Source organism: Polyangiaceae bacterium, assembly GCA_020633235.1.
Classification (GTDB): Bacteria; Myxococcota_A; Polyangia; order Polyangiales; family Polyangiaceae; genus JACKEA01.
The window spans coordinates 552,511-568,461 of the sequence record JACKEA010000004.1; the positions used below are offsets into that span (position 1 = coordinate 552,511).

The following is a 15,951-nucleotide window of genomic DNA, read 5'->3' on the forward strand; positions in this document are numbered from 1 at the left end:
TCAGTTCTTGTCGAGCAGGCCGCGGACCGCCCTATGGGGCGAGCGAGGGCCGCGCGCCGCGATTTGTCGTCGACAAGCGTCACGTTGTTCGGGTAGAGGGCGATCATGCGCCATGCCGGGGTTGGGGTTGGGGTTGCAACATGGTTGATCAGCTTGGCAAGCGCCGGGCAGATGCCACCGGCGGAGACCGATCCAGCGCCGCCGACCGCTGCGCCAAGAGAAGCGCCGCCGGCGGAAGCGCCGCCAGACCAAGCCCCGGAGACACCAGAACCCGTGGAAGAACAGCCCACGGCGGCACCACCACCTGTCCCCGCGGAAGAGCAACCCGTGCCCTTCGACACCTCCGCGGCGTGGGGGCCGTCGACGGCGAATGCGGCTCTGGCGCCACCCTACGAAGTTGGAAGTACGGCTAGCGCGGGCGGCGAGCGCACGAGCAGCGTCGCAGTGTTGGTGAACCCCGCTGGGATACTGCTCCACACGCTCACGTTCGACGTTGGCGTCGCCGTTTCCAACAAGGTCGCTCTGATCGGTACCGGAACCGTGTTCCTGGGTGACTTTTCAGGCGGTGGCGGCGGCGTCGGTGTGCAGTACTTTCCTGCTCCACGCCGCACATTTCATGGATTTTTCATGATGCCGAGTCTGCGCTACTGGAGCGTGTCCACGGAGATCACGACCACTGATTCCGCGGGTGAAACGGTGACCAAGGACGCCGACGCATCGCTGGTCGCAGTGGGCTGCTTGTTCGGCTATCAGTTCAATTGGGGCTTCGCGCTACGCCTGGGCGGCGGCGCCTACTACGCCGCCGCGACAGCCGAATCCGAAGGCTACGAAGCGGACTTTGCCGGCTTCGTACCGGCCTTGGAAATCGCTCTGGGCGCGGCGTTCTAGCCGTCCGATGGCGCCGCCACACCGGCATCTGGAGCTGGGTCGGTGGGGGGCGCGCCGCCATCAAGAGTCTCCGGGGAGCTGCTCGGCTCAGGCGGGGTCACGGGCGGCTGCGGTGGCGGCGCCGGCGTCGGCGCGGGAATGGGCTCTACGCTCTCGGCCACGGACTCGGGATCCTCGGGAATGTAGACGAACGGCGCAAACCGAACCTTGTCGACGAACGCTTGAAACTCGTCCCGATGTTCGTCGAACTTCTCTGCGCGCGCTGCGTAGCCGATGACCACGAGAGCCGTGCGGTGCACCAGGTAGCTGAGACTCTGTCCCGGAACCGCCGTGGCCGGCCAAGGGAAAGTCGGCGGGTTGTGGGACTTGTAGCGCTGGAGATGTCCGATCTTCGCCAGCACGACGCGCGATCGAATCAAACGCTGCTTCGGATCCGCCGCCAACCGCGCAGTGTCGGCCATCTCGTAGTCGCCGGAGATTGCGGGAAACCCGGCCACTGCCGCGAGCTTTCGCTCCACCAAGAACGCCGTGTAGACGCGCCCGGCAGGGGGAGCCGACGTGAACAGAGACGCTTGAGCCAGAGGTTTTGCGCCAGCCAAGCCTTCCCCGAACTTGTCGAGCAGCGAGGAGAGATCCATCCGCGCAGCGCTCGGGAGCATGGGGTGCACCTTGAGCCAGATGACGGACCCGTCCCTCAGGTTCGAGAGCTTCAGATCCGAGACGCGCTCACGGAGGTGCTCGTCAGAGCCGATTTGCCCATCGCCGTTCAAGTCGAGGTCGCGCACCGTCTCGTACTCTGCACCCCCCTTTGGCTCCCAGTTGCCTCCCTTGGCAACCCAGTCGTCGACGCGCCAATCCGCGCCGACGAACTGGCCCCCCGTGGCCAACGCCATGACCCCATAGGACGTTTGGCTGAAGCCGTTGGCATCGACGACCGACGACTGCGTTGGGTGCGCGCAACCCGACAGCGCAAAGCACGAGACGATCCCCACCACACCACTCATGAACCTTGCCATCAAGGCCGAGTCTACAACGTATTTGGGGTTCTGCGCAGGCGCCAAGATCCGTCGCACCACGCGTGGTTCCGCGGCGGACCAACCAACAAACGGATCAGAGCTGGGCGACGGGGGCGGCGAGATCCTTGCCGCGGCGCTTCAGTTGCTCGTGGCGATAGGCGCCGAGGAGCGCGGCGCCGATGGCGCCGGCGAGGACGCCGCTCGGGTGCGTGGCCACGTTCACCTCCGCGGGGCGCTTGCCGGCGGGGCGCTTCTTGTTCTTCTCGTCCGAGAGGATCTTCTCGACGGCGGCCACCAGGCCCTCGTCTTGCGAGAGGCCGCCGGTGAGCAGCACGGTGCCTTCGGCGCCTACGGAGCGCACCAGCTGCACCAAGCGGCCGGCGATGCTCAGGTGGATGCCGCGTAGGATGTCGGAGGTCGAGATGCCGCGGGCCACCATGTTGATCACGTCGGTTTCGGCGAGCACGGCGCAAATGCTGGATACCTTTTCGGGGCTTTCGCTCACCTTGGAGAGGCGGCCGACGTCGTCCAGGGGCACGCCCAGGTAGCGGGCGATGTTCTCGAGGAACTGGCCGCTGCCACTGGCGCACTGGCTGGTCATGCGGTGGCCGAGCACGCGGCCTTCGTCGTTCATCTTCAGGCCGCGGGCGTGCAGACCGCCGATGTCCAACGCGGCACGGGCTTCCGGGCACAGGAACAGCGCGCCGCGGGCGTGCGTGGTCATGCTGTAGAAGTGGCCGGTGCGGAAGTGCACGCTGTCGCCATCTCCGGTGCTGGCCACGTAGTCGAAGCTCTTCGGGTCCACGTCGGCCTCGTGGCAGGCCGCTTCGAAGGCGGCGTCCACCACGTCCATCACCTTGCGGCGGCGGATGCGCTGCACGGAGCTCGCCAACAGGCGCGCGTCTTTGCCGGCTTTGCTCGCCAAGATGGCGACCTTCACGGCGCTGGCGCCGGGATCCACGCCGGCGGTGATGTGCTCTCCGTTCTTCATGACACGGCTCCCTGTACTTGAGCTTCCACGAAGGTGGGCAGCACGGCGGGCCGCCCGGCATTCACGTCGTCCAGCGCGAACATGGCAGCACCCAGCGCGCCCATGTAGATGGAGTCCGGATGTGCGTTCAGCGTGAGATGGTTGCCGTAGTTCTCGTCCACCAGCTCGCGCAGCACGCGGGTGGCCATGGGGTTTTTGCAGACGCCGCCGGTGAAGGTGAACTCCTCGAACACGCCGCCGGAGCGCGCCAGCAGGCTCATCGCCCGCAGCATGATGGAGCGGTGCAGGCCCGCCAGGATGTCCTCGCGACGCTCGCCCAGACCCAGCCGCTCACGGAGCTCCGCGCCCGCGAACACGGTGCAGGTGCTGTTCACCTTCACCACGCGCTGGGCGCCCAGAGCCAGGGGCCCGAGCTCGTGCAGGCCCAGGTTCAGCTCGTCGGCGATGTAGCCGAGGTAACGGCCGCAGCCGGCGGCGCAGCGATCGTTCATCTGGAAGGAGGTGACGACGCCCTTGTCGTCCACCTGAATGGCCTTGGTGTCCTGGCCACCGATGTCGAGCACCGTGCGCGTTCCGGGGAACACGTTGTGCGCGCCGCGGCCGTGGCACAAGATCTCGCTCTTCACCGCTTGCTTGGGGAACGGCAGCGTTTGCCGCCCGTAGCCGGTGCCCACGAAGGACACTTCCTCGATGCGGGTGTCGGCGGCGACGTCCACCGCGCTCAGGACCGCCTCGCGGGCGCTGTCGTTCCCGGTCACGCGCTTCGCGGCGCGCCGCAGCAGATCGCCGAAGCTCCGCGCTTCGCGTCGCGTTTCCACCTCCAAGATGGCGCGATCGAACAGACCCGTCACGCGCTCGTAGGACAAGCCGCGCTCCGCGGCCACGCGCTCCGCCTGAGCCATGAAGCCCGCCGCGGCGAGATCGCGGAAGAAGTCGCTCTTACGGCCACCGCCACCGAACAGGCTGGGCGCTTCCTTCTTCATCGCGTCGACGACCTCGTCCACCGCGGGCGCCAGCGCGTCGCGATCGCCGATGTACGTGAGCATGCGGAGCACCCGACTCAGCTCTTCGTGCAGCTCGCCCAGCTGGTCGAGGTACAGCTCCAGACGAAAGGCGTCCAAGAGCTCGTCGCGGCGCTTCTTCGCGTCCCCCGCCATCTTGGCCAGGGCGCGCTCCAGCAAGGTGAAGCGCACGTTCACGAGGCCTTCGTCCCGCGCCACGGCGCAGGCCACCTCGTAGTTGCTGCGGCTGTTGGTGATGCCGCGGCCCACGATCTCGCCGGCTTCGTCCAGAAGCACGGCCTTCGTGGTGGTGGAGCCCAAGTCGATGCCGACTACGACCTTCATGCCGAAGCCCTCCCCTTGCGGGCGTCCAACATCTGCATGTAGCTCTGCAGACGGTTCTCGATGTTGGCCTTGCCGAAGTAGCGCGGGTCCACCAAGTCCGACTCGATGAAGCCGCCGGGCACGCCGGTGCGCTTCTCCAGCTCGCGCAGGATCAGGAGCTGCCCTGCGGAGAAGGAGTTGCAGCTCTTCACGCTGTTGATCAGGAAGCCGTCGGCCTTGTACTCGGTGATGTACTTCTCGAGCAGCTTGGTGCGGCTGGGCAGGCCCAGGTTCGTGTAGCAACCCAGGCAGTAGTCCGCGAGGCTCTCCAAGGGGTTTGCCGGATCGTGGCGGAAGCCAGTGTCGTACAGGCCGCCCACGCGCGTGTAGGTGCTGGCCACCACCGTGGCACCCTCGCGGCTGAACATGCGCCAGAAGTCGAAGAAGTTGGTCCAGTTCGGCGGACCTTCCACCACGATGCGGAACTTCTCTTCGCCCGCCTCGCCGTCCGGCGTGATGGGGCCGAGGTTCTTCTTCATGCGCTCCTCCACCTCGGAGCGGAGGAGCTTGTAGTAATCCACTGCGTCTTCCGTGCCGCGGAAGGCGCTGAAGATGGGCCCGATGTAGTACACGCCGCCGAAGTACCCATCGATGGGCGAGGGCGTGTGCTTGGCGCTCTCCCACACCGCCACCAGGTCGTCTTCCGCTTGCTTGGAGAGGGCGAGCCGGCGGGCCAGCTCTTCGCGATCCAGCTTCTTGCCGGCCACCTTCTCGAGCGCGGGGATTACCTCGCGCTCGAGCTGATCCACCACGTACTTCCGCATCTCGTCGGTGATCACGCCGTCCGGCTGGTACGGCACGTGGAGCATGACCACGGGGCATTTGTACTCTTCACGCAGCAGCTCGAACCACTTCATGAAGGTGAAGCAGCCGGTGTAGCTGAGCAGCAACAGATCCGGCTCCGGCAGCTTGGTGCCCGTGGGCCCGATGTTGCCGTTCTTCATCATGCCGATGTCGCACTTCACGTAGGTGCACACGTCCTCGGAGTGGCCGGCCTTCTCTGCGTCCGCGATGAAACCGCCGCTCTTCTTGCGCATGCCCGACTGCAGCGCGTTGATCTCCGGCAGCACGGGCAGCAGATCCAGGCTGCGGATCAGCTCCGTGAGGTTACCGGGCACGAAGGTGTACACCACCTTCTTGCCATCGGCCTTGGCCGTCGCGAGCTTGTCGAAGTGATCGCCGATCATCTGCTTCTGGCGAAGCTGGCTGTCGTCCTTGGCGGCTTCGTCTTCCGCCGGCGTGCGGGTCACTACCTGTGATTGAGTCATGCTGCGCTCCCCCAGAGCTTCACCGCGTCCGAGAAGGCCCCGGCCTGCTCGCGGATCACCTGGAATTGGCCCGTGTTTTCACTGAACTTGAGACTGGTGTGGGGGATCTTCGCGCGGTCCAAGGCGCTCTCCAGCATGGGCTGGTCGAGCAGTGCGGGATCACAGAAGGAAGCCGCCGCGAAGATCACGCCTTCGGCCTTGGCCTGCTTCACGCACTCGATCAGCGCGGCGCCCTTTTCCTCTTCGCCGATGTAGCGCGAAGCAGTGGCGGTGCCGCGGCGCAGGTACGCGAGCGCCAGGCTCTCCAGCGGGTCCTGCTCAGCGGGCGTCTCGATGGCACCCTCGATGAAGCGCAAACCGAGCTGGAAATCGTCGTCCACGATGTCGCAGCCGGCGGCCTCCAGCGTCTTGATCAGACCCAGCGGCGGCTGCTCGCAGAAGGAGCCGCGCACCACCACGCGAACGTTGTCGTACACCCGCGTCTGGCGATCCTTCACCGCGCTGGTGAACTCGCGAACGAGCGCCTCGTGGTCCTTCGCCAGCATCATGCTGCCGGCGCGAGCGATGAGATACGCCTCCGATGCGCGCACGCGCCACGGCTCTTCGCGCCTGAGGGCGTCCAGCTCCTCCAGCGCCGCGCGCCGAGCGTTCTCTTCCGCGATGGCCGTGCGCAGGCGATCCGCGTCCAGCGGCTTCGCGCCGCGCTTCTCGAGCTCGCCGGCGATGCGCCTGAGGTCCTGGGCATAGAAGCGACCGCCCACTTCGGGGTCGAAGTTCTGCGGCAGATCCAGATACGCGGCGTAGCGATCCGGAAACAGCATCGCCCACATGCCGCCCAGGTTTCGGATCACGTCACAGATGGACGGGAACACCATCGCGTCCATCACGTCCAAGCGGCCGGACAGCGCCATCTCCACCACGCTGCGGGGGATGTGGCAGATGTAACTCTGGAAGTAGGAGTCGCCGCGGATGATGTCGAGCTGGTCGCCGCCACCGAACACGCCCACGGGAAGCGCGCCCATGGCCTCGAACAGCGGTCGGGGCGTGTAGATGGGCAACGTGCCCACCGCCAGCGCTCCGGGGTTCTTCTCCTTCCAGCTCTTCACTGCGCCGAACGAGAGATCGTCGACCAGCTCACGCGCACGTTCGAGGATCGCGCCGGCGGGATCCTGCTCTGTGGCGACCTGTGCCTCGGTCATCCTGGGCCTCCTCGCGGCGAGGTGCTCGCCGCCTATGCACGAACGTTCGTACGGGTCGGAAACTCAGGAAATGAGTGGAGTCATGTTCTCGGAACTATTGGATATCGCCTCCGATTACTGCTGACGCAGGGAGTCACAATCCAGCGCGCCGCCCAGCGCGCGCACTTTGCCCAGCCAGCGGGATTTGGGCGCCATGCTCTTCCAGCGGCTGGCGTCGAAGTCGCACTCACTGCTCGCCCCACTCTTGGGATCCGCCAGCGTGACGACGTAGCTCTCGCTCCGTTTCCCTTCCCGTTCGCAACCCAGGCACTCACCGGTCTTGGCGAGGTTCACCGCGGGCCACGCCGGTGCGTCCCCGAGCCCGCCGCTGGCTTTCTCCGTGCGCTCCGAGCGCCACGCTTGCACCGTGAAGGTGCAGCGATCTTCCATCACGGGCTCGTCGCGATACTTCGGCGTGCACTCGCGCTTCTGGGTGTAGGTGCCGTCGCCGTTGTCCACCTTGCGGACGTTGCAGTCCTCGCCATCCTCGACCTTCTTGGTGGAGCGTTTCTCTTTCTTGCGTGTGACGTTCTCGGCCCCCGCCGGCAGCTCGTCGCACCAAGCGCTCTCTTCGACCTTGCGCTTTTGCTCGACCTCGATGGTGCGCGTCCAACGGTGCCCCGTTACCTCGAAGCCGGCTTCACGTTTCCACAAGAAGAACACCAGCACGAAGGCGATCACCCCGAGCACTCCGAGCCCCACCGCCCCCAGGAGCAGGGCCTTGAGCGGGCTCTTCTTCGGCGGCGGTGGTGCGGGCCGCACGGCGCCGCTCAGGTCCATCTTGGCGTCCGCCGCGGTCTCCCCGCCGTAGGCCGCCCCCTCCGCATGCACCACGTCCGTGCGCAGCTTCACGCCCTGGCCGCCCTCCAGCGGACTGCCGCAATTGCCGCAGTGCTTCGCTGCCCGGCTCGTGGTGTTGCCGCACGCCGGGCACACCCGGTCCGCCCCGACGAACACGTGGTCCTTCACCGCGACTTTCTCGTCCTCCGGCGGGAAATAGCGGGGCGCGTTCTCCTGCGGTGCGCCGCAGCTCGGACAATGCCGGTGCGTCTTGCCCAAGAGCTTCACGCTGCCGCAGTAGCGGCAATCCCACAGCATTTCGTAAACGAGATCCTCGCTCATCCGACGGAACATAGCCGAAGTCGCCCGCGGCCCCCATGCTCCGAATCATGCCCGCCCTCAGCAAGATCCTGTCGGTCCGCCGCGGAACCCCGCGCCCCGGACGCCAAGGTCGGCGCGTCGCCGCGGGAGTGAGGTGAGGCGTGGAGGCAGGGTTCCTCGCAATCTACTTCGCGCTGAACGGGATCGGGTTGCTCGTCAGCGTGCTGCTGGTTGCACCGGCGGTGGCGCGAGCGCAGCGGCGCGCGCTGGCGCTGAGCGGGTTTGTGGTCGCGCTCGCGGTAACGGGCGCTGCGTACGTCCGGGTCATCGGACCTTGGACCAAGACGGCCTTGCCGCTGTTCACCGGGGAGGCAGCGAGCACGTACGGTTGGCTCTTGGTCCACTCGCTGATCCCGACGGCACTCTGGGTCGCGTGTGGAGTCGTCGTTCGACGCGTGCTTCATTGGCGCGCAATCGGGAAGTGACGCTGGAGCGCCCTTCTGCCTGGCCGCATGTCCGAAAAGCGGACATCAAAGGGGGGCCAGGCGAGTGAGCGGTCCCAAGTGTCCGCTTTTCGGACAGCGCAGCCGCGCGGCGTGTAATCGAGCGGGGCTCGCGCCGGACCAACATCCAGACGATCAGGCGGGGGCCAGGAGTCCGCCGCGAGCCATGCGCACGATGGTGTCCGCCACCGTTTCCGGCGAGCCGTGGCGGTCCGCTTCGTACCAGCCCCACATCCAGTTGAGCATGCCGAACAGAGAGTACGTTCGACGCTCCACCTCGATGGCGTCCAGGTTCGCGTTGGCGACCAGGGCACGCACGGTGTCGTGCCCCAGATCGAAGTAACGCTGCTTGCGCGCGCGGATGTCGCCGCGGTGCTGAGGGGGCAGCGCGGAAGCCTCGTGAACGAGCACGCGCATCACGTCCGGATTGGTCGTGAAGTAGCGCACGTGACTGGTGACGAAGGCACGCAGCCGGGCGTCCGGATCTTCGACGCCCTCGAGGGCCTTTTCCGCCGACGCGATCAGCTCGTCGAAGCTCTCGCGCTGCAGCGTGTAGAGCAGCTCCTCCTTGGAGTCGAAGTAGTTGTACAGCGTTGCCGGCGCGCGCCCCGTGGCCCGCGCCAGGTCTCGCATGCTCATGCCGTGGTAGCCGTGCTCAGCGAAGGCGCGCGCTGCGGCGGTCAGGATTTCGAGCTTTCCGTCGGAGTGGCGCTCCGAAACCGTCAAGGTCATGGTGCCTCCGTCACTGGTGCGTCCACGCGGGCTTCCGCTTCTCGAGGAACGCGTCGATGCCCTCGTTGCCGTCGTGGCTGCTGACGAGCTGTTCGAGGTACAGCATCTCGATGGACGTGAGCGGCTCACCCACGGCATCCCAGATCCCCGAACCCTTGCGGGACGCCAACGTAGCCTGCCGCAGGGAGTAGCTGGACAGTGGCGCGAGCTGCTTCTTGTAGAGCTCGAGGCTCACGCCTTCCAGATCGCCCCCCCCGGGCAGGAGCTCCGACACGAAGCCCATGGCATTGTTGGCCGCGAGCTCACCGCCCGTGAGCAAGAGCCTTTCGCTCAGCGCCTGGCCCAACCGCAAAGGGCCCAACACCGCCAGCACCGGAGGGAACACGCCGAGCTGGATCTCCGGGCAAGCGAACACCGCCGACTCGTCCGCGATCACGAAGTGGCACGCGAGAGCCACCTCGAAGGCGCCGCCGAGGCAGCGCCCGCTCACCAGCGCCGCGATGGGCACCGGGTAGCGAGCGATGCGACGAATCAGGTCGTGAAACACCGTCAGCATTTCCGTGACCTGATCCTGGCGGTGCTCTTCCACCGAGGCGCCGAAGGAAAAGTGCTTCCCGGCGCCCTGCAGGGTGACAAAGGCGAGCTTCTTGTCGTGTTCGTGCTCGGCGAGGGCGGCCCCCAGGCTTTGCATCACCGCGCCCGTGAGCACGTTGCCCTTGGGGTTGTCGATGACGATGCGAAGAACGCGTCCGCCTTCGACCAGCTCGCTCTGCACCAGGCTCATGACTCGAGCTTCTTCCGCGCGGAAGGCGGCAATATCTCCTTCACCAACGCCGCATCGAAGCGCGCCCCCTCGGCCAGGCGCTTGCGATAGGTGACGAAATCGATCTCACGCTCACCGCGATCGCCGAACTGGAACGCGGGGAAGCCGGCGCCGGCCTCGGTGTTCATGTTGAGAGACAGCCAAGAGCGGTTCGTTTCGCTGTTCTGGTACCAGTGGGCGAGCTTCTTCTTGCGCACGCTCTCCAGCGTCTTGCGGGTGCAGTCCGGGAACGCGTACATGAGCTTGGTCGCGTAGGCGTCGACCATGGCGTCCAGCTTGGAGAGGTCCACCGTGCATTCGGCCAGCACCTTCTTCGCGGCGTCCTTCTCGGCACCCTCTTTCATCTCGCCGTGCACCACTCGGCCGAGCTCGTCCACGTAGCGATCGGTGATCACCAACGGGTTGGCGATGAACTCGCCGGCCTTGTTCTTGTACACGGGCGCGACGTCGTTGATGAGCCCGATGCGCAGGGCCTTGTGGGCACTCCAGGGATCGCAGAACACCAGGGATTCCACCGCGCGGGAGAAGCCCACGTATTCGTCCAAGAAGTCCGTGGAGCCACCATCCGGCGCCGAGCCGTGCACCGGCCCGGCCTGGCCGAAGCGCGCGTGGTCTCCCGCCACCGTGAAGTCGCAGGCCATGCCAATCTCCTGCCCGCCCGCGATGCGCATGCCGTTCACGCGGCACACGACCGGCTTGTCACACAAAAGGATGTTGGTGACCATGTCGTTGAAGAGCCGCATGTACTGCAGGTATTCGAGCGGCCGGTTCGCGTAGTAGGTCGCGTACTCTTCCGTGTTGCCGCCGGTGCAGAAGGCCTTGTCCCCCACCGCGGTGAACACCACCGCCACCGCGCGGCGATCCGTGCTGGCCCGCCGGAAGGCGAGGATCACTTCCTTGACCGCCGCCGTGGTGTAGGAGTTCAGCTGCTTCTCGTTGTCCAGGTAGATCCAAACCTGGTGCAGGCCATCCACGTCCTTGCCCGCGCGGTCCTTCACGGGGCGTGTCTCGTAGCGGATGTGGCGAAACTCGTAGCCGGGGAGGAGGTCGTGATTGACGAGGTCCATGGTCATCTCCAAAAAGGCTGGCGCCTCAGGCGCGCGGGTCCATCACCAGTCGCTTCGCGAGGCGATGCTCGGCCAGCGCGCGAAGGTGGTCGTTGATCTTCGAAAGGGGAGCGCGTTCGATGTACGGCTCGACCACGACCTTGCCGTCGTAGATGAGCCGGAGCACCTCCGGGTAGGCTTCCACCGGGCAGCCCCAGGTGCCGTGCACGGTGGCGTCGAAGGCCATCAAGTTGGATAGCCGCACGTTCACGGCATCCCGCGTGAAGCCCACCACCACCATGGTGGAAGCCTGGGAAATCAGCGTGAACGCTTGTTGTTGGCCCGCCGCGGTACCACTCGTTTCGAACGTGCGCCAGCGCAGCGAGGGGACGCCCCACTCCTTGGCCTTGCCAAACAGCTCCTTGCGGACGTCGCGGACGTCACGCCCCTTCACGTTGCACACGTGGTCCACCCGCGCGGCGATGCTCTCGAGCTTCTGCGCGTCCACGTCGCACACGGCCACCTTGGCGCCGACGGCCTTGGCGATCTGGGCGAGGTATCCGCCCACGCCACCGGCCCCCACGACGAACGCGACGTCCCCAGCTTCGAGGTTCGCGCGGCGCGTGGCTTGATACGCCGTGGACACGGCGTCCGCCACCACGCTCAGGGAGTCGATCTTCACTGAGGGCGGCGCGTCGTCCAGCAGCACCAAGGCGGCGGCCGGCGCGGTGAGGTGCGTGGCGAAGCCGCCGTGGATGTCGTTGCCCGGCATCTTCTGCCGCTGACATGCGTTGCCGCGGCCGGCGCGACAGAACACGCAGTCGCCGCAGGGCATCACCGCGGGCACCAACACGGTCTTGCCCACGAGATCGCGATGCGCGTCCCCCGCGGCGCGGACGATGCCGGTGACTTCGTGTCCCAACACCAGGGGGAGCTCGTGGCGTGGCGCCACACCCCCTTCGGCGAAACCCAGATCCGTGTGACAGAGCCCGCAGGCCGTGACCTCGACGACGGCGTCCGTGGCTGACGGATCCGGGATCTCGAGGGACTGCTTGACGAGCGGCTTGCCTGGTTCTTGGAGCATCCAGGCTTCGGCGGTGATGGCCATCCTACCCTCCTGACCGAACGTTCGTACGGGCCGGAAGTCGTGGAAATGACGAGGGTCATGACCGCGTAGCTCGTGGATAAAGCTGCCATTCGGCCGCGCCTCGCGTAGTGTCCGAAGCGGGTATGGGTGTTGGACACTGGCTGATCGTCGGGTGGGCGGTGCTCTCCTGCGTGCTCTGGACCGTGCTGTACATGGGCGCGGTTCGCGGCCTGTTCACGCTGCGCGCGCTGTGGGAGGTCAACCCCAAGCAGCCCGAACGCTGGCCCACGCTCAGTGTCGTGGTTCCCGCGTGCAACGAAGCGAACACGCTGCGCGCAGCGTTGGCGACGTTGATCGCTCAGGACTACCCGCACCTGGAAATCGTGCTCGTGAACGATCGGTCGACGGACGACACGGGCCAGCTCATCGACGAGCTCGCGGCGAGCGACGCCCGCATCACCGCGGTGCACGTCCACGAGCTTCCGGACGGATGGCTGGGCAAGGTGCACGCTCTGGACGAGGGGTACAAGCACGCGAGCGGCGAATGGCTCTTGTTCTCCGATGCGGACGTGCACTTCGCGCCGGGGCTGCTCGAGAAGGCAATGGCCTTGGCGATCGAGCGCAAGCTGGATCACCTGCCGCTGGTTCCGGAGCTGCGCGCCGGATCGTTTTGGCACGAGGTTGCGGTCGACGCCTTCGGGCTGATGTTCTTCCAGAGCGTGCGTGCCCATGCACTGGCCGATCCGGAGTCCGATGCCTACGTGGGCGCTGGCGCCTTCAACCTGGTGCGGCGCGCGAGCTTCGAGCAGAGCGAGGGCTTTCCCTGGCTACGGATGGAGGTCGCTGACGACGTGGGGCTCGGCCTGGCCCTGCACCGCGCCGGTGCCCGCGCGGAGCTGTGGCTCGCGACGCGGGAGCTCAGCGTGCTCTGGTACCCGTCACTGCCGGCGATGGTTCGCGGGCTCGAGAAGAACATGTACGCCGTCGTGGGGCACTTCAATCCCGCGTTCGCCACCGCGCGCCTGTTGGGCTTCGTGGTCGTGGTGCTCGGTCCCTTCGCAGGGGCGTTCGTTTCCCCGTGGTTCATGCTGGTGCTCTTGAACGTGCCCATCATCTCGTTTGCGATGCAGCGGCGCCTGCATCAGCGCCTGGCGCCGGGGCTGTTCACGCCCGTGGGCATCGTGCTGATCGCCTTCATGGTGGCGTGGAGCGGGTACAAGTGCTTGCGGCAGCGCGGGATCGTATGGAGGGGAACCCGCTATCCGCTGGACGAGCTGCGCCAGCTCCAACGGGTCAAGCTGTAGCCGACTTCGTCCCACACCAGCGCGGCGATGGGCCACCACAGCACGATCCACAGCGGCACGCCGAAGAACCAGCCGAGCGCGTAGGAGTGCAGGCCGCCGATGGAAATGTAGGCGATCTCCACCAGCGGACCGCCGAGCAGGAACACGCCCATGAGCAGCGCGCGCTTCCTGCCGGGGAAGAGCAGCGTGAGCACGAGCACCAGGGCGACGGCGAAGGGCACCCAGGACCATACGGGATCTCCGTAGGTCCGGTAGATGAGCTGCCGTGTCGCCACCACGATGGCGAGCAGGAATCCCAGACGCAGCGCCCGGCCTCGCGCCCGCGGTGCAGGCAGGCCGAGGCGCCGCCACGAGAAGAGCGTGGTGACGAAGCGCAGGATCAAGCCCCAGTACACCAGCATCCAGGTGGGAATGCCGGACAGCGCCGGGAGATCCAGCGGCACCGTGTAGGAGTAGATTTGATGGCGCGTCACGGAGCTCCAGTCGTTGAAAGCCCCGACGACGGTGCACAAGAGCAGGAATCCGAGCTCCGTCGTCAAGGGATGTCCGCGCTCGGATGGCGGGAGCCGCGCCCAGAGCGCGAGACGGGCGATCCACACCACGGTGACCACGCCGGTCATCAGCCACAGCCGGCTCGCGGCAAGGCAGATGGCCACGCTGACCACGCCGATGACGGCGGTGTCCAGGGCGAACGCGCGATCGCCCACGCCCGCTCGTGTCATGCCGAGAGGAACCCCCCGACCGCGCCGAGCAGGCTCAAGGGATGGCGCAGTCCGTGGGCGTACTCGTCGGTGCTGTAGTTCTGCGCCCAGTTGCAGGCGGCACCGCAGCGGTCGGAAAAGCCCGCAGGATCGATCAGCTGGCGAGCGTGCTCGTAGAGCGAATCCACGTCCGGGAAGTCGAGCACCGGCACGTACGTGGGCTTCTCTTCCACGCTCGCCTTGCACGGCCAGGCCAGACGTCCGTCGTGGTCGATGTGGGGCTTCAGCGTGTTCATGCACGTGTACGGCTTTGCGTGCAGCAAGCGGTCGTTCATGCGCTCCGTGCCGATCACGCGGCGCCCCGCACGCTTGCGCGCGAGGATGGTCTTCACGAAGGGCTCGTAGTGGGGATCCGCGAGCACTTCGGGATCGATCCGCGGCCCGCGATTGCGCGGGACCGGGCAGAACCAGATGCCCAAGTCGTCCGCGAGGTCCAACACCGCACGTGCCTCGTGGATCAGCCCAGGCTGGATCACGGTGTTCACCATCAGCTTCACGCGCTGCTCCTCCGCCAGAGCGCGCAGCAAGAGCAGGTTGCGGATCACGTGCTCCGGCTTGGGCGTTTGCCACATGTCGGCGAGCAGCCCGAGGTCCAGGGCGTCCAGGCTCACCACCAAGATGTCCACGTCTGCCAAGAAGCCGCGCCACTCCGGCTTGGTGAGCAAGCGATGGAACAAGCTGCCGTTGGTGTTGACGACGATCGGGTAGTAGTCGAGGTCCCGTGCCGTGCGGGTGAGCACCGGAAGGTCCTTGCGCAAGGTGGGCTCGCCGCCGGCAAAGTACACGGACGGCGTGCGCGTCCGCATCACGCGCAGGAGGTCCTTCCCTTGGCTGGTGTCGAGCACCCCGCGTCCGGAGAGCTCGGGGTAGCGCTGCCCCTGATGGTCGTCGCAGTAGCTGCAGCGAAAGTTGCAGGGGCGGAGCGTGGTCCAGATGAAATACAGCGGTCGCAGGTCCCCGCGGCCCTGGCGCAGGAGCGCGCGGTTGTCCCAGTAGTTCCGGGCCGCTTGCCGCATGCTGCGAGTCCGGCGGGACAGCTCCGCCGCGCCCTTCATGGGAGCCTCCAACGTCGGGCCGATCGCGTTCGCGCGTTCCAACGCATCTTTGCGAACGGCCTCCCAGTCCGGGTGACCGGGTCGCGAGCTGGAGAGCGTGAGCTCGGGAAGACTTCGATTCATGGCGATGGCCTCGATTCCAGCGTCGAGAAGACACTGCTCACGGCGCCGACGGAGAGCTGCGCCAACAGCTCCACGGTGCGCTTCTTGTTGGGACCTTGTCCAAAGAGGTACTGGAGGCCCACGCGCGTCCACAGACCGAGGAGGGCTTGGGCCACGAGCTCGGCTTCTGCCGCGTTCCCACCACCAAAGGCGCTCAATCGATCCGCGAGGAAGCGAGCGATGGGCGGGCTGATGCCGTCGCGCAGGGCGGTCACGGCGCCGTCCACTCCGGCGCGCTCCGCGAAGGCAAGCACCAGCTCGCGATCTGCTTGCCAGGCGTCCAAGCAAACTCGCGCCAGCTTCTTTGCCAGATCCTGGGGTTGGTCCGGCGCGCGCTCCGGCCAGGTGCGCTCGAGGCGTCGCACCAGACTCGCGTTGAAGTCATTCAGGATCTCGTCGAGGAGCTGACCCTTGTCGTCGAAGTGAACGTAGAACGTGCCGTGGGCGACGCCCGCACGCTTGGCGATGTCCGCCACGCCGGTGGCTTGGTAGCCGCTCTCGCGGAAGCACTCGCGTCCCGCGGCGACGATGGCTGCGCGCGTCTCCGCTTTCTGTCGTTTGCGGTGACTCGAGTTCGCTGACATCGAGTCA

General features: G+C 66.6%; 16 protein-coding genes. 3 read left to right on the plus strand and 13 right to left on the minus strand.

Annotated elements, in window-relative coordinates:
• Nucleotides 1–144 precede the first annotated feature (144 nt).
• Entirely contained in the window at nucleotides 145–888 is a 744-nt protein-coding gene (locus H6717_23885) for a hypothetical protein (protein ID MCB9580089.1), read from the plus strand.
• Here the strand turns inward: H6717_23885 and H6717_23890 are convergent.
• The 6 genes from H6717_23890 to H6717_23915 all read right to left on the minus strand — a co-directional run bounded on the left by H6717_23890 (nucleotide 885) and on the right by H6717_23915 (nucleotide 7,908).
• Nucleotides 885–1,904: a hypothetical protein gene (locus H6717_23890; protein ID MCB9580090.1), complete on the minus strand. Its 1,020-nt coding sequence runs from the start codon at nucleotides 1,902–1,904 to the stop codon at nucleotides 885–887. The two genes, H6717_23885 and H6717_23890, sit on opposite strands and share 4 nt — an antisense overlap.
• A gap of 94 nt (nucleotides 1,905–1,998) precedes the next feature.
• Entirely contained in the window at nucleotides 1,999–2,895 is an 897-nt protein-coding gene (bcrD, locus tag H6717_23895) for a benzoyl-CoA reductase subunit D (protein MCB9580091.1), read from the minus strand.
• Nucleotides 2,892–4,241 (minus strand): benzoyl-CoA reductase subunit A, encoded by a 1,350-nt coding sequence (locus H6717_23900; protein MCB9580092.1) that lies wholly within the window; start codon nucleotides 4,239–4,241, stop codon nucleotides 2,892–2,894. Before H6717_23900 ends, bcrD begins: the two co-directional genes overlap by 4 nt.
• Complete coding sequence (gene bcrB / locus H6717_23905) at nucleotides 4,238–5,548, minus strand: benzoyl-CoA reductase subunit B (protein MCB9580093.1); 1,311 nt, start codon at nucleotides 5,546–5,548, stop codon at nucleotides 4,238–4,240. Before bcrB ends, H6717_23900 begins: the two co-directional genes overlap by 4 nt.
• On the minus strand, nucleotides 5,545–6,747 hold the full coding sequence (gene bcrC, locus H6717_23910; protein ID MCB9580094.1) for a benzoyl-CoA reductase subunit C: 1,203 nt from the start codon (nucleotides 6,745–6,747) through the stop codon (nucleotides 5,545–5,547). The genes bcrB and bcrC overlap by 4 nt, the downstream gene beginning before the upstream one ends.
• A 114-nt stretch (nucleotides 6,748–6,861) precedes the next feature.
• On the minus strand, nucleotides 6,862–7,908 hold the full coding sequence (locus tag H6717_23915) for a zinc ribbon domain-containing protein (GenBank protein ID MCB9580095.1): 1,047 nt from the start codon (nucleotides 7,906–7,908) through the stop codon (nucleotides 6,862–6,864).
• A 140-nt stretch (nucleotides 7,909–8,048) separates the two neighbouring features.
• On the opposite strand from H6717_23915, the gene H6717_23920 reads away from it, so the two are divergent.
• Nucleotides 8,049–8,372, plus strand: a complete 324-nt coding sequence (locus H6717_23920; protein MCB9580096.1) for a hypothetical protein — start codon at nucleotides 8,049–8,051, stop codon at nucleotides 8,370–8,372.
• A gap of 153 nt (nucleotides 8,373–8,525) precedes the next feature.
• Here the strand turns inward: H6717_23920 and H6717_23925 are convergent, their stop codons facing one another.
• Genes H6717_23925 through had form a run of 4 tightly spaced genes read right to left on the minus strand, consistent with a single transcriptional unit; the run spans nucleotide 8,526 to nucleotide 12,099 of the window.
• Complete coding sequence (locus H6717_23925) at nucleotides 8,526–9,122, minus strand: TetR/AcrR family transcriptional regulator (protein ID MCB9580097.1); 597 nt, start codon at nucleotides 9,120–9,122, stop codon at nucleotides 8,526–8,528.
• A gap of 10 nt (nucleotides 9,123–9,132) precedes the next feature.
• Nucleotides 9,133–9,906: an enoyl-CoA hydratase/isomerase family protein gene (locus tag H6717_23930; GenBank protein ID MCB9580098.1), complete on the minus strand. Its 774-nt coding sequence runs from the start codon at nucleotides 9,904–9,906 to the stop codon at nucleotides 9,133–9,135.
• On the minus strand, nucleotides 9,903–11,018 hold the full coding sequence (gene oah, locus H6717_23935; GenBank protein MCB9580099.1) for a 6-oxocyclohex-1-ene-1-carbonyl-CoA hydratase: 1,116 nt from the start codon (nucleotides 11,016–11,018) through the stop codon (nucleotides 9,903–9,905). The genes H6717_23930 and oah overlap by 4 nt, the downstream gene beginning before the upstream one ends.
• Nucleotides 11,019–11,037: 19 nt before the next feature.
• A complete protein-coding gene (had, locus tag H6717_23940) occupies nucleotides 11,038–12,099 on the minus strand; it encodes a 6-hydroxycyclohex-1-ene-1-carbonyl-CoA dehydrogenase (GenBank protein MCB9580100.1) in 1,062 nt (353 codons plus the stop codon).
• Nucleotides 12,100–12,206: 107 nt separating this feature from the next.
• On the opposite strand from had, the gene H6717_23945 reads away from it, so the two are divergent.
• Complete coding sequence (locus H6717_23945; GenBank protein ID MCB9580101.1) at nucleotides 12,207–13,382, plus strand: glycosyltransferase; 1,176 nt, start codon at nucleotides 12,207–12,209, stop codon at nucleotides 13,380–13,382.
• Here the strand turns inward: H6717_23945 and H6717_23950 are convergent.
• From H6717_23950 to H6717_23960, 3 genes are read right to left on the minus strand one after another with little or no spacing between them, the layout of a single operon-like run.
• Nucleotides 13,337–14,104 carry a hypothetical protein gene (locus H6717_23950; protein MCB9580102.1) on the minus strand — a complete coding sequence of 256 codons (768 nt, stop codon included), beginning with the start codon at nucleotides 14,102–14,104 and terminating at the stop codon, nucleotides 13,337–13,339. The two genes, H6717_23945 and H6717_23950, sit on opposite strands and share 46 nt — an antisense overlap.
• Nucleotides 14,101–15,321: a radical SAM protein gene (locus H6717_23955; GenBank protein MCB9580103.1), complete on the minus strand. Its 1,221-nt coding sequence runs from the start codon at nucleotides 15,319–15,321 to the stop codon at nucleotides 14,101–14,103. The genes H6717_23950 and H6717_23955 overlap by 4 nt, the downstream gene beginning before the upstream one ends.
• Complete coding sequence (locus H6717_23960) at nucleotides 15,318–15,944, minus strand: TetR/AcrR family transcriptional regulator (GenBank protein ID MCB9580104.1); 627 nt, start codon at nucleotides 15,942–15,944, stop codon at nucleotides 15,318–15,320. Before H6717_23960 ends, H6717_23955 begins: the two co-directional genes overlap by 4 nt.
• Nucleotides 15,945–15,951: the final 7 nt, after the last annotated feature.